18 protein-coding genes are annotated in these 19,864 nt (G+C 71.1%); 9 read left to right on the top strand and 9 right to left on the bottom strand.

What is annotated here, in order from left to right; all coding sequences use genetic code 11:
• The first annotated feature begins 39 nt into the window (after window positions 1-39).
• A complete protein-coding gene (locus RVR_RS17825; protein WP_202234803.1) occupies window positions 40-1,566 on the top strand; it encodes a glycosyltransferase family 87 protein in 1,527 nt (508 codons plus the stop codon).
• Window positions 1,567-1,683: 117 nt separating this feature from the next.
• Here the strand turns inward: RVR_RS17825 and RVR_RS17820 are convergent, their stop codons facing one another.
• The 3 genes from RVR_RS17820 to RVR_RS17810 form a co-directional block, all read right to left on the bottom strand.
• Window positions 1,684-2,724: an alanine racemase gene (locus RVR_RS17820; protein WP_202234802.1), complete on the bottom strand. Its 1,041-nt coding sequence runs from the start codon at window positions 2,722-2,724 to the stop codon at window positions 1,684-1,686.
• 63 nt (window positions 2,725-2,787) lie between these two features.
• Complete coding sequence (locus RVR_RS17815) at window positions 2,788-3,909, bottom strand: lipid II:glycine glycyltransferase FemX (RefSeq protein ID WP_202234801.1); 1,122 nt, start codon at window positions 3,907-3,909, stop codon at window positions 2,788-2,790.
• An 81-nt stretch (window positions 3,910-3,990) separates the two neighbouring features.
• Window positions 3,991-4,305: a hypothetical protein gene (locus tag RVR_RS17810; RefSeq protein WP_202234800.1), complete on the bottom strand. Its 315-nt coding sequence runs from the start codon at window positions 4,303-4,305 to the stop codon at window positions 3,991-3,993.
• Window positions 4,306-4,561: 256 nt separating this feature from the next.
• On the opposite strand from RVR_RS17810, the gene rpsF reads away from it, so the two are divergent.
• From rpsF to rplI, 4 genes are all read left to right on the top strand, one after another.
• Window positions 4,562-4,852 (top strand): 30S ribosomal protein S6, encoded by a 291-nt coding sequence (gene rpsF / locus RVR_RS17805; RefSeq protein ID WP_202234799.1) that lies wholly within the window; start codon window positions 4,562-4,564, stop codon window positions 4,850-4,852.
• A gap of 225 nt (window positions 4,853-5,077) precedes the next feature.
• Entirely contained in the window at window positions 5,078-5,671 is a 594-nt protein-coding gene (locus tag RVR_RS17800; protein ID WP_202234798.1) for a single-stranded DNA-binding protein, read from the top strand.
• 44 nt (window positions 5,672-5,715) lie between these two features.
• Window positions 5,716-5,952 carry a 30S ribosomal protein S18 gene (gene rpsR / locus RVR_RS17795; RefSeq protein WP_031512678.1) on the top strand — a complete coding sequence of 79 codons (237 nt, stop codon included), beginning with the start codon at window positions 5,716-5,718 and terminating at the stop codon, window positions 5,950-5,952.
• A 16-nt stretch (window positions 5,953-5,968) separates the two neighbouring features.
• Complete coding sequence (gene rplI / locus RVR_RS17790; RefSeq protein WP_202234797.1) at window positions 5,969-6,418, top strand: 50S ribosomal protein L9; 450 nt, start codon at window positions 5,969-5,971, stop codon at window positions 6,416-6,418.
• Window positions 6,419-6,735: 317 nt separating this feature from the next.
• On the opposite strand, the gene RVR_RS17785 is transcribed toward rplI, so the two are convergent.
• Entirely contained in the window at window positions 6,736-8,115 is a 1,380-nt protein-coding gene (locus RVR_RS17785) for an MATE family efflux transporter (RefSeq protein ID WP_430393237.1), read from the bottom strand.
• A gap of 464 nt (window positions 8,116-8,579) precedes the next feature.
• On the opposite strand from RVR_RS17785, the gene dnaB reads away from it, so the two are divergent.
• Window positions 8,580-10,034 carry a replicative DNA helicase gene (gene dnaB, locus RVR_RS17780; RefSeq protein WP_202234796.1) on the top strand — a complete coding sequence of 485 codons (1,455 nt, stop codon included), beginning with the start codon at window positions 8,580-8,582 and terminating at the stop codon, window positions 10,032-10,034.
• Between the two features lie 515 nt (window positions 10,035-10,549).
• Here dnaB and RVR_RS17775 read toward each other — a convergent pair.
• The 3 genes from RVR_RS17775 to RVR_RS17765 form a co-directional block, all read right to left on the bottom strand.
• Window positions 10,550-10,795, bottom strand: a complete 246-nt coding sequence (locus tag RVR_RS17775; RefSeq protein WP_202234795.1) for a hypothetical protein — start codon at window positions 10,793-10,795, stop codon at window positions 10,550-10,552.
• On the bottom strand, window positions 10,792-11,046 hold the full coding sequence (locus RVR_RS17770) for a hypothetical protein (protein WP_202234794.1): 255 nt from the start codon (window positions 11,044-11,046) through the stop codon (window positions 10,792-10,794). The genes RVR_RS17775 and RVR_RS17770 overlap by 4 nt, the downstream gene beginning before the upstream one ends.
• Window positions 11,047-11,399: 353 nt before the next feature.
• Window positions 11,400-12,458: an acyl-CoA thioester hydrolase/BAAT C-terminal domain-containing protein gene (locus RVR_RS17765; protein WP_237404809.1), complete on the bottom strand. Its 1,059-nt coding sequence runs from the start codon at window positions 12,456-12,458 to the stop codon at window positions 11,400-11,402.
• 130 nt (window positions 12,459-12,588) lie between these two features.
• Here RVR_RS17765 and RVR_RS17760 point away from each other — a divergent pair, with 130 nt between their 5' ends.
• Window positions 12,589-12,933, top strand: coding sequence for a hypothetical protein (locus tag RVR_RS17760; RefSeq protein WP_202234793.1), 345 nt, complete (start codon window positions 12,589-12,591; stop codon window positions 12,931-12,933).
• Window positions 12,934-13,540: 607 nt separating this feature from the next.
• On the opposite strand, the gene RVR_RS17755 is transcribed toward RVR_RS17760, so the two are convergent.
• The gene (locus tag RVR_RS17755) at window positions 13,541-14,257 is read right to left on the bottom strand and encodes an SDR family NAD(P)-dependent oxidoreductase (protein ID WP_202234792.1); all 717 of its coding nucleotides are present in this window, start codon (window positions 14,255-14,257) and stop codon (window positions 13,541-13,543) included.
• 113 nt (window positions 14,258-14,370) lie between these two features.
• Here RVR_RS17755 and RVR_RS17750 point away from each other — a divergent pair, with 113 nt between their 5' ends.
• A complete protein-coding gene (locus RVR_RS17750; RefSeq protein ID WP_202234791.1) occupies window positions 14,371-15,033 on the top strand; it encodes a MarR family winged helix-turn-helix transcriptional regulator in 663 nt (220 codons plus the stop codon).
• Between the two features lie 238 nt (window positions 15,034-15,271).
• On the opposite strand, the gene RVR_RS17745 is transcribed toward RVR_RS17750, so the two are convergent.
• Entirely contained in the window at window positions 15,272-18,577 is a 3,306-nt protein-coding gene (locus tag RVR_RS17745; protein WP_202234790.1) for a discoidin domain-containing protein, read from the bottom strand.
• 218 nt (window positions 18,578-18,795) lie between these two features.
• Here RVR_RS17745 and RVR_RS17740 point away from each other — a divergent pair, with 218 nt between their 5' ends.
• Window positions 18,796-19,833, top strand: a complete 1,038-nt coding sequence (locus RVR_RS17740; RefSeq protein ID WP_202234789.1) for a class I SAM-dependent methyltransferase — start codon at window positions 18,796-18,798, stop codon at window positions 19,831-19,833.
• Window positions 19,834-19,864: the final 31 nt, after the last annotated feature.

The following is a 19,864-nucleotide window of genomic DNA, read 5'->3' as shown; positions in this document are numbered from 1 at the left end:
GGCTCTCGCGTACACAGTCCGGTACGGCAGGATGGCGCCATGACGAGCGTGCGCTACCGAGCAGACGACGACCGGCGGCAGACCCCCGTCCGCCCCACGGACGAGGACCCGGTGGCCGCGGCGGGCAGCGAGTTCATCGGCGGCCCGGCCGGCCGCTGGGCGCTGTCCGGCCACCGCTGGTGGAACCCGCTGCGGGTCATGGTGCTCGTCGTGATCGGCATGTTCGCGCTCGGCATGGCGCAGAAGGCGTCCTGCTACTCCGGCGGCTGGTTCCAGCCGCCGCCCGGCGACCTCCAGTACGCCCACGCCTGCTACTCCGACATCCCGCACATGTACACCCAGCGCGGCTTCGGCGCCGACCTGGTGCCGTACTTCGACCGCATCCCCGAGTCGCTCAGCGGCTCGGCCGACATCCACTACCTCGAGTACCCGGTGCTGACCGGGCTGTTCATGGAGGTGGCGTCCTGGCTGACCCCGCCCGGATCGGGGCAGCACAGCGCGCAGGTGTTCTGGATCGCCAACTCCGGGATGCTGATGGTCTGCGCGGTCGCGCTGGTCGTGTGCGTGGCGCGCACCAACCGGCTGCGCCCGTGGGACGGCCTGTTCGTCGCCCTGTCCCCCGCGCTCGCCCTGACCGCCACCATCAACTGGGACCTGTTCGCGGTCGCGTTGGCGGCCGGCGGGCTGCTGGCGTGGTCGCGCGGCCGCACGGGCTGGGCCGGCGTGCTGATCGGCCTGGCCGCCGCCGCGAAGCTCTACCCGGTGCTGCTGCTCGGCGCGCTGTTCCTGCTGTGCCTGCGGGCCGGCCGCCTTCGGGACTTCGGCCGGACCGCGCTGGCCGCGGTCGTCGCCTGGGTGGTGGTGAACCTGCCGGTGATGGCCTTCGCACCGCACGGCTGGGCGCAGTTCTACACCTTCAGCAAGGACCGGGGCACGGACTACGGCTCCCTGTGGATGATCGTCAGCGACCGCTCGGGCGACGCGCTCGACGGCGTCAACGAGTACGGCATCGCCCTGATGCTGGTGCTGGGTGTGGGCATCGCCGCGCTCGCCCTGTACGCGCCGCGCCGGCCGCGGCTGGGCCAGTTGAGCTTCCTGGTGGTGGCCGCGCTGCTGATCAGCAACAAGGTCTACTCGCCGCAGTACGTGCTGTGGCTGCTGCCGCTGGCGGTGCTGGCCCGGCCGCGCTGGCGCGACCTGGCCATCTGGCAGGGCGCGGAGGTGCTGTACTTCCTCGGCATCTGGTACCGGCTGGCGTACCTCAACAGCACCAAGCACCACGGTCTGACGGCCGACGCCTACCACCTGGCGATCGGCGTGCACCTGCTCGGCGTGCTGTACCTGTGCGCGCTGGTGGTGCGCGACATCCTGCTGCCGGAGCACGACGTGCTGCGGCGGGGCGGTGCGGACGACCCGGCCGGCGGGGTCCTGGACGGCGCCGAGGACGCGTTCGTCCTCGGCGCGCCCGTGCACGCGCCCAAGCACGCGTCGGCGCCGCCGGTGCCGTACGCCGACGGCGGGCCCCGTCCCGAGGCCCGTCCCGAGGGTGGTCCGTACGGCGGCTGAGCGGCGCGCGGCGGCGCCGGGCGGGGCGCCGGGCGTGAGGGGCCCGCTGGGCTCCGGCGGGCCCCCGTGGGCTCCGCCGGGCGGGCGCGAGCGGTCCGGGGCGGGCCGGGTCGCCCGCTACGCGGACTGGCGGTCCACGATGCGGTCGAACTGGGTGGTGGTGTGCCGCAGGTGCGCCACCAGCTCGTCGCCGACCGCGGGCGGGGCCACGTCGCTGGGCAGGTAGAGGATCGACACCTGCATGTGGGGCGGCTCGGCGAACCACCGCTGCTTGCCCGCCCACACGAAGGGGGACAGGTTGCGGTTGACGGTGGCCAGGCCGGCCCGGGCCACGCCCTTCGCGCGCGGCATCAGACCGTGCACCGCCTTCGGCGCCTCCAAGCCCACGCCGTGCGAGGTACCGCCGGCCACCACCACCAGGTGCCCGTCGGCCGCGGCCTTCTCCTGCCGGTAGCCGTAGCGCTCACCCTTGGCGATCCGGGTGACGTCGAGGACCGCGCCGCGGTACTCGGTGGCGTCGTGGTCGCCCAGCCACATCAGCGTGCCGATCCGGGCCCGGAACCGGGTCTGCGGGAACTGCTGCCGGAGGGCGGACAACTCGGTCGCGGTGAGGTGGCTGACGAACATCGTGTGCAGCGGCAGCCTGGCCGCCCGCAGCCGCTCCATCCAGCCGAAGACCTCCTCCACCGCGTCGGTGCCGTCGGTGCGGTCCAGCGGCAGGTGGATGGCGAAGCCCTCCAGGCGCACGTCGTCGATCGCGCTGTGCAGCTTGACCAGGTCGTCCTCGGAGACGCCGTGCCGCCGCATCGAGCTCATCACCTCGATCACCACCCGCGCGCCGACCAGGCCGCGCACCCCCTCCACCGAGGAGACCGAGCGGATCGCGCGGTCCGGCAGCGGCACCGGCTCCTCACCGAGCCGGTACGGCGTGAGCACCAGCAGGTCCCCGCCGAAGAAGTCCTTGATCTTGGCGGCCTCGTAGGTGGTGCCGACCGCGAGCATGTCGGAGCGCAGGCGGGTCGCCTCGTCGGCGAGCCGTTCGTGGCCGAAGCCGTAGCCGTTCCCCTTGCAGACGGGCACGATGCCGGGGAACTGGTCGACCACGGACTGCTGGTGCGCACGCCAGCGCGTGGTGTCGACGTAGAGGGTGAGCGCCATCGCGTGGTCAGGACCTTTCTCGGGGGCTCCGTCCGGACGTCGTCCGGGCGGAGAGTCGGCCGGTCAGCGGCGCGACATGTAGATGTCGAGTGCCTTGTGGAGCAGCTTGTTGAGCGGGAAGTCCCACTCGCCCAAGTATTCGGCAGCCTGGCCGCCGGTGCCCACCTTGAACTGGATCAGGCCGAACAGATGGTCCTTGTCGTCCAGGGAGTCGCTGATGCCGCGCAGGTCGTAGACGCTGGCGCCCATCGCGTACGCGTCACGCAGCATGCGCCACTGCATGGCGTTCGACGGGCGCACCTCGCGCTTGTGGTTGGCGGAGGCTCCGTAGGAGTACCACACGTGCTGTCCGACGGTCAGCATGGTGGCCGCGGCGACCGCCTCGCCCTCGTGCATGGCGAGGTAGAGCCGCATCCGGTTGGGGTCCTCGCCGTTGAGCGTGGTCCACATCCGCTGGAAGTACGACAGCGGGCGGGGCCGGAAGTGGTCGCGGGTGGCGGTGATCTCGTACAGGTGCTGCCACACCGGCAGATCGTCGTAGCCGCCCTGGATCACCTGGACGCCGGCCTTCTCGGCCTTCTTGATGTTGCGGCGCCAGAGCTGGTTGAAGCCCTTGAGGATGTCGTCCAGCGAGCGGTTCTCCAGCGGCACCTGGTAGACGTAGCGCGGCTGGACGTCGCCGAAGCCCGCGCCGCCGTCCTCGCCCTGCTGCCAGCCCATCCGGCGCAGCCGGTCGGCGACCTCGAAGGCGCGCGGTTCGACGTACGTGGCCTCGACGTCGCGCAGCCGCAGGACGTTCGGGTCGGCGATGCCGGCCTTGACCGCGCCGGCGTCCCAGCGGCGGATGATCACCGGGGGGCCCATCTTCACGGTGAACGCGCCCTGCTGCTTCAAGTGCTTGAGCATGGGCTGGAGCCACTCGTCGAGGTTCGGCGCGTACCAGTTGATCACCGGGCCCTCGGGCAGGTACGCCAGGTACCTCTTGACCTTGGGAAGCTGGCGGTAGAGCACCAGGCCGACACCGACCAACTGCCCGGTGCCGTCGTCGAACCAGCCGAGGTTCTCCGAGCGCCACTCGTTCTTCACATCGGCCCATGCCGGGACCTGGCAGTGGCTCGCCGAGGGCAGGCTCTGGATGTACGCCAGGTGCTGCTCGCGACTGATGGTCCTCAGGGACAGGCTCATACGGGGCGCTCCCCATGCTCCGACTGCGGGCTTTTGCTGGCCCGAAGCCTACTGCGAGGGGGGAGCGCCGCCGCTACTGCTCTAGGAGAAGCCGCCGTGAGCGACGCCGAGGTAGAAGCCGAGCGCCGACATCCCGAGGCCGATGATCAGGGCGAACCGCTCGGCGGTGGTCACCGAGATGTACTGGCCCCAGGCACCGGTGAGGATGCCCACCAGCCCGGTCACGGAGCTGACCAGGTGCAGGCTGTGGAACCCGGCCGTGGTGACCGCGACGATGCCGAGGACGACGGTGACCGCCAGGAGCGAGTTCTCCAGGGGATGGCGCCTGCCGTCGGTGTTGAAGGTGAGGCGGTGGGTCCGGGCCGCGGACCCCTGGGCTGTGTGCTGCTGTGCCATGGGGCACCTCCGTGATGGAGAGGTGGCGCAAGGTAGCGCCGGCCACACCCGATGTATACAGATTGGGGGCATAACCGGGCGGATTTCAACCCGGGGGACCGACCCGGGTACGCTGGGCGGTCTGCACCGGCCTTCCGCCGGGCGACGGCGGCGCGGGAAGCGCTGTCGGTGCCCGGCGTTACCGTTGCGACGCAAGCCAAACCCTCCTGCCACGGAAACGCCGTGGCCGCTGAGTCCAAAGGAGGTGGGTTCCCCTATGCGTCACTACGAGCTCATGCTCATTCTCGACCCCGATCTGGAGGAGCGCGCTGTCTCCCCGCTGATCGAGTCCTTCCTCGCCGTCGTCCGCAGTGGCGGCGGCAGTGTGGAGAAGGTCGACACCTGGGGCCGTCGTCGTCTCGCCTACGAGATCAACAAGAAGCCCGAGGGCATCTACTCGGTCGTCGACCTCAAGGCCACGCCCGAGGTCGTCAAGGAGCTGGACCGCCAGCTCAACCTGAACGAGTCGGTGCTGCGGACCAAGGTCCTGCGTCCGGAACTCCACTGATCCGGTTCCTCCGGACCACCGAGTACCGGGTTCGCCCGGACCGGACCACCGAGTACCGGGTTCGCCCGGACCGGACCACCGAGTACCGGGTTCGCCCGGACCGGACCACCGAGTACCGGGTTCGCCCGGACCGGACCACCGAGTACCGGGTTCGCCCGGACCGGACCACCGAGTAGCAGCCACCACCACTGCACCGCCCACCAAGCCAGTCGAGAGGTCATCCCAATGGCAGGCGAGACCGTCATCACGGTCGTCGGCAATCTCGTCGACGACCCCGAGCTGCGCTTCACCCCCTCCGGTGCGGCGGTCGCGAAGTTCCGCGTCGCGTCCACCCCCCGCACCTTCGACCGGCAGACCAACGAGTGGAAGGACGGCGAGAGCCTCTTCCTCACCTGCTCGGTCTGGCGCCAGGCGGCGGAGAACGTCGCCGAGTCGCTCCAGCGCGGTATGCGCGTCATCGTGCAGGGCCGGCTGAAGCAGCGGTCGTACGAGGATCGTGAAGGCGTCAAGCGGACGGTCTACGAGCTGGACGTCGACGAGGTCGGCGCCAGCCTGCGCAGTGCCACCGCCAAGGTCACCAAGACCAGCGGCGGCGGCGGGCGCGGCGGCCAGCAGGGCGGCTACGGCGGCGGTGGTGGCGGTGGCCAGGCCGGCGGCGGAGGCGGCTGGGGCGGCCAGCAGGGCGGCGGCGGGGCTCCCGCCGACGACCCCTGGGCGACCAGCGCACCGGCCGGCGGCCAGGGTGGCGGCGGAGGCGGCTGGGGCGGCGGCTCCGGTTCCTCCTCCGGCGGCGGCTACTCGGACGAGCCGCCCTTCTAGAGGGCGGACCCTCACACACTTCTTGAGCTCACAGGAGAGACACCATGGCGAAGCCGCCCCCGCGCAAGCCGAAGAAGAAGGTCTGCGCGTTCTGCAAGGACAAGACCGTGTACGTGGACTACAAGGACACGAACATGCTGCGGAAGTTCATCTCCGACCGCGGCAAGATCCGTGCCCGCCGCGTCACCGGCAACTGCACGCAGCACCAGCGTGACGTCGCCACCGCGGTGAAGAACAGCCGCGAGATGGCGCTGCTGCCGTACACCTCGACGGCTCGATAAGGAGAGGGTGACCAGCATGTCGAAGATCATCCTCACCAACGAGGTCAGCGGCCTCGGTGCCGCCGGCGACATCGTGGACGTCAAGCCGGGCTACGCCCGCAACTACCTGATCCCGCGGGGCTTCGCCATCGCGTGGACCAAGGGTGGCGAGAAGGACGTCGAGCAGATCCGCCGGGCCCGGCGCATCCGCGAGATCCACTCGCTCGAGGACGCGAACACCGTCAAGGCCCAGCTCCAGGCCGTCAAGGTCACGCTGAGCACCCGCGCGGGCGACACCGGTCGCCTCTTCGGGTCGATCACCCCGGCCGACATCGCCGCGGCGATCAAGAACGCGGGTGGCCCGCAGGTCGACAAGCGTCGTGTCGAGGTGGCCTCGCCCATCAAGACGCTCGGCGCGCACAAGATCTCGGTGCGACTGCACCCCGAGGTCGAGGCCGTCCTCGACCTGGAGGTCGTGGCCGCGTAACGCGGCATTTGGTGCGGCATGGCCGGCATGTTCCACGTGGAACACACGGGGAGCGTGTCGGCCGGGCGGACCGGGAACGGGCCGGCTCCTGAGGGAGCCGGCCCTTTCGTCGTGTCCGCCGCCGATGCGTGCGGCGCGTGCGTGCGGCCGGTATGCGCGGTCAGCGGGTGCGGACGGGTTGCGCGGCCGGTGCGTGCGGACGGGTTGCGCGGCCGGTGGGTGCGGCGGGGCGTGCGCTGCTGGACACGTGCTGCCCCGTACGTGGGCCGGTCGCGTCGTGCCGCCGGGAACGCGCTGCCGTGCGACCGTCGCGGGCCTCAGCGGCTCGCGCCCGTCACCACCCAGCGGCCGGACCGCGACCGCAGCCACAGGGCCGCCAACCGGGTGAGCATCATCAGCCCCATCGCCCACCACAGCGCGGTCAGACCGCCTCCTGCGGCCGGGACCGCGCACGCGACCGGCGCGAAGACCGCCAGCGTGACCAGCATCGACCCGGCCAGGTACGGTCCGTCGCCCGCCCCCATGAGGACGCCGTCCAGCACGAAGACCACTCCGCACACCGGTTGCGCCACCGCCACCACGAGCAGGGCCGCGCCGAGCGCGTGGCGCACCGCCGGGTCGGAGCTGAAGAGCGGCCCGACCAGCGGCCGGGCCAGGACCACCAGCAGCCCGAGCGCGGCGCCGCACATCAGGCCCCACTGCATCATCCGGGTGCAGGCCGCCCGCGCCCCGGCGGCGTCGCCGGCGCCCAGACAGCGGCCGATGATGGCCTGGCCGGCGATCGCGATGGCGTCCAGCGCGAAGGCGAGCAGCGACCAGACGGTGAGGGTGATCTGGTGGGCGGCGATCTCGGTGTCGCCCAGCCGGGCGGCGACGGCGGTGGCGATCATCAGGACGGCCCGCAGGCTGATCGTCCGGACCAGCAGCGGCACACCGGCGCGCGCGCAGGCGCGGATTCCGGCGGCGTCCGGGCGCAGCATCGACCGCCATGTGCCGGGGGCCTGCGCGCGGGCGCCTCGGACCACCATGGCGAGGTAGACCGCGGCCATGCCGTTCTGTGCGATGACGGTGCCCCAGGCGGAGCCCGCGATGCCGAGCCCCGCGCCGTAGACGAGCGTCGCGTTGAGGAGGGCGTTGGCCGTGAAGCCGGCCACCGCCACGTAGAGCGGGGTGCGGGTGTCCTGCAGGCCGCGCAGCACCCCGGTCGCGGCGAGCACCACGAGCATCGCCGGAATGCCGAGCGAGCTGATCCGCAGGTAATCGCTCGCGTACGGGGCGGCGGTGGGCGAGGCGCCGAAGAGGTCGGCCAGGCCCGGGGCGGCCGGCAGCACGGCGGCGATGACGAGTGCGCCGATCAGGAGGGCGAGCCAGATGCCGTCCATGCCCTGCCGCAGGGCCGCGGGCAGGTCGCCGGCGCCGACCCGGCGCGCGACGGCGGCGGTGGTGGCGTAGGCGAGGAAGACGAAGACGTTGACGGCGGTGGTGAGCAGGGCGGCGGCGACGCCGAGGCCGGCGAGCTGCGCCGTACCGAGGTGGCCGACAACCGCGCTGTCCACCATGACGAAGAGCGGTTCGGCGACCAGGGCGCCGAAGGCGGGCAGCGCGAGGGCCACGATCTCCCGGTCGTGGCGGCGGCGCGCGGACGCGGGCGGCCGGGCGGGTTCGCGCGGCGCCGGCACGTCGGTGGTCGGGGGCACAGGACTCACAGGCGGATATCCTAACCGTCCACAAGTAAGAGGTGAAGTGCGATTCCGATCATTACGACCGACTGCGCAGCGTGATCTCCTCCGCGTTGTTTGTCATGATCTTGCGCCGGGGGCGGAAGTTTTTCTCCTGCACAGGCTATGGACGAAGAACGTGCAGGTCAGGGCTGTTTCCGTCGAACGGTCGCGCGCTTGTCCACAGCGCTGTCCCAAGGGTCGTGCACAGGTTGGGGCCAGTTCTCCACAGGTATGCCGCCGTCATCCACACCCCCTGTGGATAACCGGCTTGGTGTGGGCGGTCCGGGGGCCTAGCGTGGACCGTCCCCGACTCCGCGAAGCGCGTGCGCCGGGTGGCTCGTTGGTCGGCTGTGCCGCCGTGAAAACCGGAGCACCGCCGTGAAAGAGTGGCACGCACGCGGGGTCCGGCGGAACCGGCCGGACAGGAGGAGGTGGCGGGAATGAGCCAGCCCGAAACCGCCGACGACCACTGGGCCGACCACCCTCCCGACGAGCGCCCCGCCGTCAGCCAGTTCCGCAAGCGCGGCGCCGGCGGCTCCGACGAGGGCCGCTTCTCCGAGGGGGGCGGCGGCTTCGAGCGCGTTCCGCCGCAGGACCTGGACGCCGAGCAGTCCGTGCTCGGCGGCATGCTGCTGTCGAAGGACGCGATCGCCGACGTCGTGGAGGTGCTCAAGGGCGCCGACTTCTACCGGCCCGCCCACGAGACGATCTACACCGCGATCCTCGACCTCTACGCCCGGGGCGAGCCCGCCGACCCCATCACCACCGCCGCCGAACTCACCAAGCGCGGCGAGATCGCCCGGATCGGCGGCTCTCCCTACCTGCACACCCTCGTCAACGCGGTGCCCACGGCGGCGAACGCCGAGTTCTACGCCGAGATCGTGCACGAACGCGCCGTGCTGCGCCGCCTGGTGGAGGCCGGCACCCGCATCACGCAGATGGGGTACGCCGCAGACGGGGACGTCGACGAGATCGTCAACAGCGCCCAGGCCGAGATCTACGCCGTCACCGAGCAGCGCACCTCCGAGGACTACCTGCCGCTCGGCGACATCATGGAGGGCGCGCTCGACGAGATCGAGGCGATCGGCTCCCGCAGCGGGCAGATGTCCGGGGTGCCCACCGGCTTCACCGACCTCGACTCCCTCACCAACGGGCTGCACCCCGGCCAGATGATCGTGATCGCCGCCCGGCCGGCCATGGGCAAGTCGACGCTCGCGCTGGACTTCGCCCGGGCATGCTCCATCGCGCACAAGATGCCCAGCGTCATCTTCTCCCTGGAGATGGGGCGCAACGAGATCGCGATGCGGTTGCTGTCCGCCGAGGCGCGGGTCGCCCTGCACCACATGCGCTCCGGCACCATGACCGACGACGACTGGACGAAGGTCGCCCGCCGGATGTCCGACGTCACCGAGGCGCCCCTGTACATCGACGACTCGCCGAACCTGTCGATGATGGAGATCCGCGCCAAGTGCCGCCGGCTCAAGCAGCGCAACGACCTGCGGCTGGTCGTCATCGACTACCTCCAGCTCATGCAGTCCGGCGGCTCCCGGCGCCCCGAGAGCCGCCAGCAGGAGGTCTCGGACATGTCCCGTAACCTCAAGCTCCTCGCCAAGGAGCTGGAGGTCCCCGTGATCGCCCTTTCCCAGCTCAACCGCGGGCCCGAACAGCGCACCGACAAGAAGCCGATGGTCTCCGACCTGCGCGAGTCCGGCTCCATCGAGCAGGACGCCGACATGGTGATCCTCCTCCACCGTGAGGACGCCTACGAGAAGGAGTCCCCCCGCGCCGGCGAGGCCGACCTGATCGTGGCCAAGCACCGCAACGGCCCCACCGCGACCATCACGGTCGCCTTCCAGGGCCACTACTCCCGCTTCGTGGACATGGCCCACACCTGATCCCGCCCGCTGCGGGTTTCCAGATCCCGTGGCCACTTTCCACCGGCGATGGCCACTCCATGGCCAATTGGCCACGGGGATGGAAATCATGCTCCGTGGACCAGTAGTTCCCCTCTTCGTGTACAGGACCGCCCCGGCCGTCGTCTGAGTGCGTGGCCGGGGCAGGACCTCAGCGTTTCGGCGGCCAGTGGGGCTGCCTGGGGAATCGCGGGGTTGGTGGTCCGATGGGTACAGCGGTGGCCGCGCCGGTACGGCTGAGTGTCCGGCGTGGTGACGAGGTCGTGGTGGAGGACCTGGAGTGGCCGTTGGTGCCGCTCACGCTGCTGGGCGAGGCCCGGCCGTGGAGGACGTTCCGCTGGTTCAAGGGGCAGCAGTACTACTCGGGCATGTACTGGTCGGCCACCGTGGGCGATCACGTGATCTACGAGTCGCGGCTGGAGCTGGGCGGCTGTTGTCCGCCGACTTCGCTCCGGACGTGCGGCACATCGTTGCCCAGCCTTTTCTGCTCAAGGCCGTTATCGATGGCAAGGGGCCACGAGACCCTCGTCGTCGGTGGACGACGGGCCTGACCTGTCGTGGATCAGCTCGGCGCGATCGGAGGTCAGTAACTCGCGCAGCGACATCCGGGCCAGCCGGTCACGCCCGTCCTTGAGGACGACCTCCATGCCAGTGGCCAGGCTGACGAACTCCACGACCTCGACCGTCTCGCCGCCCAGTCGGAAGTACGTCCCGACCCCCAGCCTCGTCCCCGCCCCGTTCATGCGGCCCTCCGCAGCACGTGCCCCTCGCTCAGCGGCCGGTCCAACGCAGTCGTCACATGCCCGGACCACACCAGGTGCAGCACCGCCGACTTCACCAGAGGCCGGGGCCACTTCGGCAGCAGCCGGAAAGCATCGCCCAGCGACATCCCGTCCAGATCAGCGGCCCGCAAAGCGGCCACCAGGTCCGAGTCGAACAGCCCCGCGCGGCGGTAGCCGGCTAGGAACCGAACGTTTGTGGGCTGAATCTGCATCCGGGCGCCCCTCAGCGGTTCTGGCCCCTCTTCCTCGCTTCACTTGAACCCTCGCGTCGTGCTGTTCCCGGATCAAGCGGAGACGTTGTCGGCGATCGTCCCTGAGCCTCCAGTTGTGAAGTCCAAGGCTATTCGTGAAGCGAGCACACCCCCGCGGGAGAAAGCAACAGCGTGTTCCGCCGCACCGTATTGTGTGTCGACCTTGCGAGGCGAGGGTCGAGACAGGTTTGAGTGAGAGGGAGGTGGGGGGTGATCCAACTCCCGGCCTGTCAGTGAGCGACGCTGTCGGGGATCTTGGTTTCCGAGTTGTCGATCATGACGAAGATGCCGGGCGAGCAATCCATTACCGCTGTTCAGGGACCCAGCGAACAGGCCGACGGCTCGATGGAGAGCTCGGCCGCGGGCTGGTGACCGTTCGGCGAACGCATCGTTCGTGCTCTCTGGTGTTGGAGTCGCTGTCGTGACTGGTGCGTCGAGGACGTTTCGGCCCCGGTCCTGGCGCGCCGCCACCCACGCCGCAGGATGAGCTGGTCGTTATCTGCATGGCTCTCAGGTACCGAGGACCGTCGCCAGCACGGTCGGCCAGGCAGCCGCGCCGAGTATCGCATCCGCTTCGGAGGTACCGCCGTGGTCGAACCGGACGGAGGGGGGCGGGCCACTTCACCGGGAAAGACGCTTCGGTGGCCCGCATCCGGCCGGGAGATCATAGCCAGCTCGCGCCCAGTCGCGGCGTACCGGTCCGCGAGCTCGTGAGCGAAACGCAAGGAGGGCCACATCCGGTCCGCGCCGCCAGCGATGAGCACCAGTTCGGCAGCGGACCTCTCCACAGGAATAGCTGCGGCAGGGAGCAGGTCCGCGTATGTCGCGAGGCTGCGTTCGTACGAACCGAGCACGGAAATCGGAGTGCCTTCCGGCTCCGTCGGCATCCAGGAGTCGTCGTAGGGAACGAAGGGCAGGGGCTGCTCCTGCCAGGTCCAGCTGGAGCTACAGGGACGCTCCCGGCCGTCGCGGCCAGGACCGACGTTGGCCCAGACGACCGATGTCGGCGCAAGCGCAATCACGGCGTCGGCGCAATCCGACAAGGTGGACACCAAAAGCGCAGCCTCGGCGCCCTTGGACACACCGAGAATGCTGACGCGTTCGGCGCCGCGCTCGCGGAGCAACTCGGTCGCGGCAACGAAAGTCTCCAGCGCGACTTCGCAGATACCCGGCGGCTGTCCATGTCGGCCGAACCATCGGATTGACGCCGCGGTCACCCCGGCACGGGCGAAGAGCCGACACCGCTCGCGCTCGATCCGTCCGCTCGATCCGGACAGCACCACGACGCCCACCTCGGCGGGGCCAGCGGCCGGCGTAGCAAGGAAGCCCTCCCAGGGAGCGGCCAGCTCGTACTCGACGATCTCACCGGCCATGACATACCCCAGACTCCTGACCGCCCACGCCGTGTCACAAGCCTATCGAGCACAGGTTCCTGACAACAGGTCAGGGCCTTTCCAAGATCTCCGACAGCGTCGCTCAGTGTCGATTGTCATCATGGGAGGCATGACCAATCCGAACCTGGCCTCAGGCAGCATCTGGCGGCTCCACCATGGCGACCAAGAGATCGCCCGGCTGACCGTGACCGGCACCGACATGCCCTGGGTGCACGGAGAAGTCGAGAGGCTTCCCGGGTTCGAGGAGTTCCGTTCCCTCTTCAGCGAGCAAGATCGAGCTGCCGGCGAGGAGGACTGGGAACGGGCCGACGCCTGCTACACCCAGATACGCGGTGCGCTCACCCTGACGTTTCCTGACGGCGGCCGGGTCGCCGAGTTCCTGCTGCACATTCACGACGACGGCACCGCTGGCTGGCGCTGGCACGACGAGCCCTTCGACGCGGCAAATCCGTGACGACTTGGGCTCGCTGCTTCTGGGACGAGGAAGCCGTCTTATTGCACTGAGAACTGGTCGACGACGGCTAGGTGATCTAGCAAGCGACACAGAGCCCAACTCCGAGCGACAGCGCCCGAGGAAATGGCCACAGGCCGTGGGAATCAGCGGACGGACATGGTGTGAGACGCTGTGAAAAGCCGCAGGTCACGGCACCGCCGTAGGACACGAGTAGCGAGAACCTACACCGCTGCGGGGCGCTGGTCCGGCGTCGCCGGCTGTGGAAGCGCAGCCGTTTCCTGGAATTCGACCAGGCCGAGCCTGGCGCACAGCAGCGGGACGGCCCAGGTCACGGTGGTGAGCCTCTACAGCGTGGTGCGGTGTGGGATCAGTGCTCGGCCGATCTCCCGCATCCGGTCCGCATCCGGTCCGGATCCGCGAGCTCCGGGGCGGCCGGGCGACTGCGCCGGTACCTCCTGCGGGTTGCCGAACCAGCGCCGCGCGTTGATGTCGAAGGCCGGTGTCACGTGGCCGAGTTCGGCGAGCGCGTCGGCACGGCGCGGCGCCGGAAGCCGTTGGCCCCCGCTTCTACCCCCTCGCCGACGGGACTTCGCGGGTGGTGCCCGCGTCAACGCGTCGTGAAGGCGCCGCCGTTGACGTGCAGGGTCTGGCCGGTGATGTGCCGGGCGCCCGGGGAGGCGAGGAAGAACGCGGTCTCGGCGATGTCCTCGGGGGTGCCCGGGCGCTGGTTGTGCGTCTCCTGGACCAGGGCGGTGTGGCGGGCCCCGGTCATACCGCCGCGGAAGAAGTCCGTTCCCGTGACGTACCCGGGCGAGATCACGTTGCTGGTCACGCCGCGCGGGGCGAGTTCCGCGGACAGCGACGTGCTCCACGCGCCGAGCGCCGCCTTGGCCGCGCCGTACGACCCGCCGCGCCGCTCGGCGCCGATGGATCCGACGCTGATCACGGTGCCGCCGTCGGCGAGCGTGTCGCGGACGGCCGCTGTGGTCAGCACCGCACTGAGCAGGTTGGCGCCGAGGCTCGAACTCCACTCGGCGAGCAGGGCCTCCAGCGGGGGCGTGCCAGCGGGCGCCGGGACGGGCAGGCCGCCGGCGGCGTTGACCAGCACGTCCACCGTGGCCAGTTGCCCCGCGAGCGCCGCGGTCTGCGCCGGGTCGGTCGCGTCGCAGACCACCCCGCGCACGCCGAGTTCCGCCGCGGCACGCGCCACGGTGTTGCCGTGCCGCCCCGTCAGCACGACCTGGGCACGGTCGGCGGCGAAGCGCGCGGCGACGGCACGGCCGATTCCGCCGCTTCCGCCGGTGACGAGCACGGTACGGGTCAACGCTTCGCTCCTCATGGGTGCCGGTGTCGGCTCTCCGAACTGGTAAGTTTAGAGCTAAACACAGATCGCGCGGCACCGGCAAGAGAGCCGCCCGGCAGGAGCGGAGCCCAGGCATGACCGACCGCGAGGCGGACACCGCGGACGCGGCGAACATCGGGGAGGCACCGGAGGCACCGGAGGCACCGGAGGCATCGGGCGCGCCCGGCCCCCCGGTCCCGGTCCACTCCGACGCCTACGTCTCGGGCGACGCCCCGCCCGGCGCGCCGCCGGGGACACCCCCGCCCTACCCCGCCGCCGACATCGCGGCTGCCTGGCAGCGGGAGCGCCCCGGCACCCCGACCTCGTCGATCGAGGTCGTCACGCCCATCTGGCGGCTCGCCAAGCTCTTCGCCGACGACCGTGGTCGGGTGCTGCGCGCCGCCGGCATCGACGCGGCCACCCTCGACCTCCTCTCGGTGCTCCGGCGCGCCGGGCCGCCGTACACCCTCTCCACCCGTGAGATCGTGCGCCGCACGCTGGTCACGGCAGGTGCCGTCTCGCAGCGGGTGGCCCGCGCGGAGGACGGCGGTTTGGTCCGCCGCGGCCCCGCGCCGACCGGCGGACGGACGGTCCTGGTCACGCTGACCGACGACGGCCACGCCTTGATCGAGCGGTCGGTCGACGCGGTGCTCGGGCGGGAGGCGACCCTCGTGGCGGGCCTGTCCGCGTCCGAGCGGGAGGTGCTGGTCGGGCTGCTGGACAAGCTCTTCGCGGATGTGCGGGCGCGGACGGGGTGAAGCGGCCCGGGGAGCTGTCCAGCCCGAACCCCAGACCCGCGGCGAGCCGCCCCGCTCAAACCCGTGGGGAGCCGTTCGCCCGGACCCGGACCCGGGTGGACTGCCGTGGCCAGGGCAGCCTCCGACGGCCCCGGCGGCGGTCGGGCCGAGGCGAGGGCAGGGCGCGCACCCGGATACGGGGCACCCCCGCGACCCGGGCCGGCCGCGGGGGTGCCGTGTCAGCGGCTCCGATCCGCCGTCAGGTCGCCGTCCAGACGAACGTCGCGGAACCCTGGGAGCCCGCCGCGTTCCGGCCGGTGACCGTCACCGTCCAGGTGCCCGCCGTGTCGGCCGCGCCGCTGAAGGTCCCGTCGGCCGAGAGCGAGATGCCCGGCGGCAGCCCGGTCGCGGTGTAGCTGACGCCCGTGGTGGTGCCGCCGTACGCCCAGTCGACCCGCTTGTGCACCGGGCTGCTCATGCCGTACGGGTTGGGCACGGACAGCGGCGCGGCGGTCGCGGCCGGGCCGGAGGCGGCGGCCTTCGGGGTCACGGCCGCGGCCAGGTTGCCGTTGACAGTGGCCGGCACGGTGAGCGTGCCGGTCAGCGGCAGGTTCCGCGAGGAGTCGCCCACGAGGATGCCGTAGTTGCCGGCCGCGGTGGTCCAGTTGCTGTTCGCGGTGTTCCAGTAGGCCAGGTCGTGCGTGCTGACGGTGAAGGCCACCGTCTGCGACTGGCCCGGGGAGAGCGTGACGCGCTGGTACCCGCGCAACTGGTGCACGGGCTCGCCGGTGGACGCCGGGTCCCCGACGTAGAGCTGCGCGACCTCCGTGCCCGCCCGCGACCCGGTGTTGGTCACCGTGGCATGCACGGTCGCCGTGCCGCCGCTCAAGGCCCCCACCTGCAGGTTGCTGAACCCGAAGGTGGTGTAGGACAGGCCGTAGCCGAACGGGAAGAGCGGGGCGATGTTCTTCGCGTCGTACCACCGGTACCCGACGTCCAGGCCCTCGCTGTACTGGACCTGTCCGTTGGTGCCCGGCCACTGCGCCGCCGTGTTGGCGGGCACGTCGGCGAGCGACTTCGGGAAGGTCACCGGCAGCTTGCCGGAGGGGTTGACGTCGCCGAAGATCAGCGCCGCCATCGCCGTGCCGATCTCCTGGCCCGGGTAGAAGCCCTCGAAGACGCCCGCGACCTGGCCCAGCCACGGCATGTTGATCGCCGAGTTGTTGTTGAGCACCACGATCGTGTGCGGGTTCGCCGCGGCGACCTCGGCGATCATGTCGTTGTCGCTGACCGACCCGCCGCCGTTGTTCGGCAGGTCGAGCGTGGTGGTGTCGTGCTCCTCGTTGCCGTAGTTGTCCGACGCGTAGACGATCGCCACGTCCGAGGCGCGGGCCAGGGCGACCGCGGAGTCGAGGTTGGTCGCGTCGTTGTACTGCACCGTGGTGCCGGTGCCCGCCACCCGGTTCTGCATGCCCGTGATCGGCCAGACCGTACCGGAACTGGTGGTGGTCGCGCTGCCGCCGCCGATGGTCTGCACTCCGGCGCCGCCGTCCCAGCCGATCACCGCGATCGACTTGGTGGTGGCGGTGGACAGCGGCAGGATGCCGTTGTTCTTCAGCAGCACCGCGCCCTCCTCGGCCCCCTGGAGGGCGACCTGCTGGTGGGCGCTGGTGGTGACGGTCGCGCCGGTCGAGCCGCTGGGCGCCTTGTCGAACAGGCCGAAGGCGAAGTACTGGGTCAGCAGCCGGCTGGTCATGGTGTCCAGCGTCGCCTGGCTGACGGTGCCGCTCGCCACCGCCTGGGCGAGGAAGTCGGCGTAGAAGTACCCGTTGGGCATCTCCACCGTCAGTCCGGCGTTGGCGGATTCCTGCGTCGAGTGCGTGCCGCCCCAGTCGCTGGTGATGAAGCCGCCGAAGTTCGCCTGCTGGTAGAGGCCGACGTTCATCAGCGCCGGGTTCTGGCAGGCCGGCACGTTGTTGACCACGCTGTAGGCGCACATCGCGGCCGCCGGCGAGCCCTGCGCGACCGCCGCCTGGAAGGCCGGGAGGTACAGCTCCTGGAGAGTGCGGTTGTCGACGATCACGGTGCCGGCCGGGTTCTCGATGTTGTAGACGGCCACGTGCTTCATCTCGGCCATCACGCCCTGGCTCTGGATGCCCTTGATGTCGGCGGCGGCCATCTGCCCGTTGAGGTACGGGTCCTCGCCGAACGTCTCGAACGCGCGGCCCCAGCGCGGGTCGCGGACGATGTTCAGCGTCGGGCCGAGGGCCACCTGCGCACCCTTGCCGGCGAACTCGGCACCGATAGCGGCACCGTACTGCTGCTCCAGCGCAGTGTCCCAGGTGGCCGCCGACGCGTTCGCCGACGGCATCTGGGTGACGCCGCCGAGCCCGTCGCCCACGCCGTGCGGCCCGTCCTGCAGCCCGAGCGCGGGGATGCACAGCGACGGGATGCCGTTGATGTTGCCGATGTACGGCGAGGCGTTGTTGTTGCCGTGCAGGATCGACACCTTCTCGGCGTTCGTCATCTGCGCCATCACCTGCGCCACCCGGTCCGCGACGGGCGCGGTCGAACCGACCCACGGGCAGTCGCCGTTGCCGCCGGTCGGCGGGGTGCCTGTGCCGCCCGGGGTGAGGACGGTGAACTCCCAGAGCGAGTAGCCGTACTGGGTGGCGCGCTGGGTGCCGTACATCCGCACGTAGCGGCCGGTGCCGGTGAAGGAGAGGTTCTCGGTTCCACCGCCGCCGGTCGTGGTCGAGTACACCGTGTTCCACGTGGAACCGTCGGTCGAAAGCTGGATCTGGTACGCCGTCGCGTATGCCGTCTCCCAGGTCAGTTGGGCACCGCAGACGCTCTGGGCGGAGCCCAGGTCGACCTGGACCCACTGCGGGTCGGAGGCCGCGCTCGACCACCGGGTGCCCGCGTTGCCGTCGAAGGCCGCTGACGCGGGGGTGCCGGCGTTCTCGGTGGACGAGGCGCTGGACGGCTTGCCGAGTGCCGCGTTGCCGTCGCCGCACGTCGCGGGTGGGTTGCCGCTGCCCGAGCCGCCGTAGACCTGGAACTCCCAGAGCGAGTAGCCCCACTGGGTGGCGCGCTGGGTGCCGTACATCCGCACGTAGCGGCCGGTGCCGGTGACGGCCAGGGTCTGGACGCCTCCGGTGCCGGTGGTGGTGGAGTAGATGTCGGTCCAGCTCGTGCCGTTCGCCGAGGTCTGGATCGTGAACGCCTTGCCGTAGGCCGTCTCCCAGTTGAGCACCACCTGGGTGATGGACTGGCTGGAGCCGAGGTCCACCTGGAGCCACTGGGGGTCGGACGCGGCGCTGGACCAGCGGGTTCCGGTGTTCCCGTCCACCGCCGCGGCGGCGCCGAAGGCGTCCTGGACCGAGGAGGCGGTGGCGGGCTTGCCCTGGGACAGCAGTTGCGGCGCGGCGGCCTGTGAGGAGGTCGGGCTCAGCGAGAGGTACGCCGAGGCGATGAGCACCAGGGCGAGCAGCACGATGCCCTGGGGAGATCGTCGGAAACGTTTACGGACCGGTTGGGAGAGCCCGTGTGGGGTGACCCTCATGTCAACTCCTGGGGTGTCGGGTTGCGGCTCGCGTGTTGGGGGACCGACAGACGGCGCGGAGGGCGGGCACGTTGCAGTGAGAGCGCTCTCTGGCCGACGTGATGGTCACGCCGGGCCGTGGGGGGTGTCAACCTTTCTGACAGGGACGACCGGAGGAAGCCGCCTGCCGTACACGGCAGTTGACGGGGCGGCGCGCACGAGGGTGAGAGGCTGGCGCCATGAGTGACGGGGACCGGGCACAGGGCGGGGACACGACCGGAAGCGGAGCCGGAGGCGGCGCGGCGGGTGGCGGGCCGACGGGTGCCGGGCCGACGGGTGGTGGGCCGGCCGAGGCGGGTGGGGTGTCGGGCGGGGACCCGACCCGTTCGGCGGATGGTGCGCTCGCGCGCGGGGCCGGCCGGCTCAGGGTCGAGTTGGACGGTGTGCCGGAGACCCTGCTGTGGAACCTCGTCCACCGCGCGGCCGAGGCGGGACGGCCGCCCGGGAAACGACTGCTGGACGATCCGCTCGCGGTGGACCTGGTGGACCGGATCGACTACCCCTTCGACCGCTTCGGCGCCCCGGTGATGGCGCAGTGGCACGCGTTGAGGGTGCGGGCCTTCGACGACGAGGTCCGCCGGTTCGCCGCCGAACATCCCGGCGGCACCGTCGTCGCGCTCGGCGAGGGCCTGGAGACGCAGTTCTGGCGGGTGGACGACGGCCGGCTGCGCTGGCTGACCGTCGACCTGCCGGAGACGGTCGCGGTCCGTGCCGCGCTGCTGCCCGACGACCCGCCGCGGCGCCGTACGGTGGCCCGCTCCGCACTCGACCTCGCGTGGATGGACGAGATCTCGGCGGCCGACGCGGCGAAAGGCGTCCTGGTCACCGCGCAGGGCCTGCTGATGTACCTGCCGGAGCGCGACGCCAAGGGGCTGATCGCCGCGTGCGCGCGACGGTTCCCCGGCGGGTGGTTCCTCTTCGACACGCTGCCGCGTGCGCAGGTCGCGCAGAGCCGGAAGACCCCGGCGGACGGGCGGCGCGGGGGGTACCGGGCGCCGCGCTGGGAGTGGGGGATGGACTACCGGGAGTACCCCAAGGTCGCGTCGGCGTCCCCGCTGATCACGCGGGTGCGCAGCCTCCCGTTCCGGCGCGGCCGCGGCCTGTACGCGCTCGCGCCCCTCTCGCACCGCATCCCGGGGGTACGGTCGATGCGGATGTCGATCATCTCGGTGCGCTTCGGCGCGGCCGACCCACTCGCGCGGGACACGGGCGAGTAGCGGCGCCGGGCCGGTGCCCGGCAGAAGGGCA

It is taken from the genome of Streptomyces sp. SN-593 (assembly GCF_016756395.1).
GTDB lineage: Bacteria > Actinomycetota > Actinomycetes > Streptomycetales > Streptomycetaceae > Actinacidiphila > Actinacidiphila reveromycinica.
The sequence above is the reverse complement of the archived record's forward strand: the minus strand, read 5'-3'. Positions and strand labels throughout refer to the sequence as shown.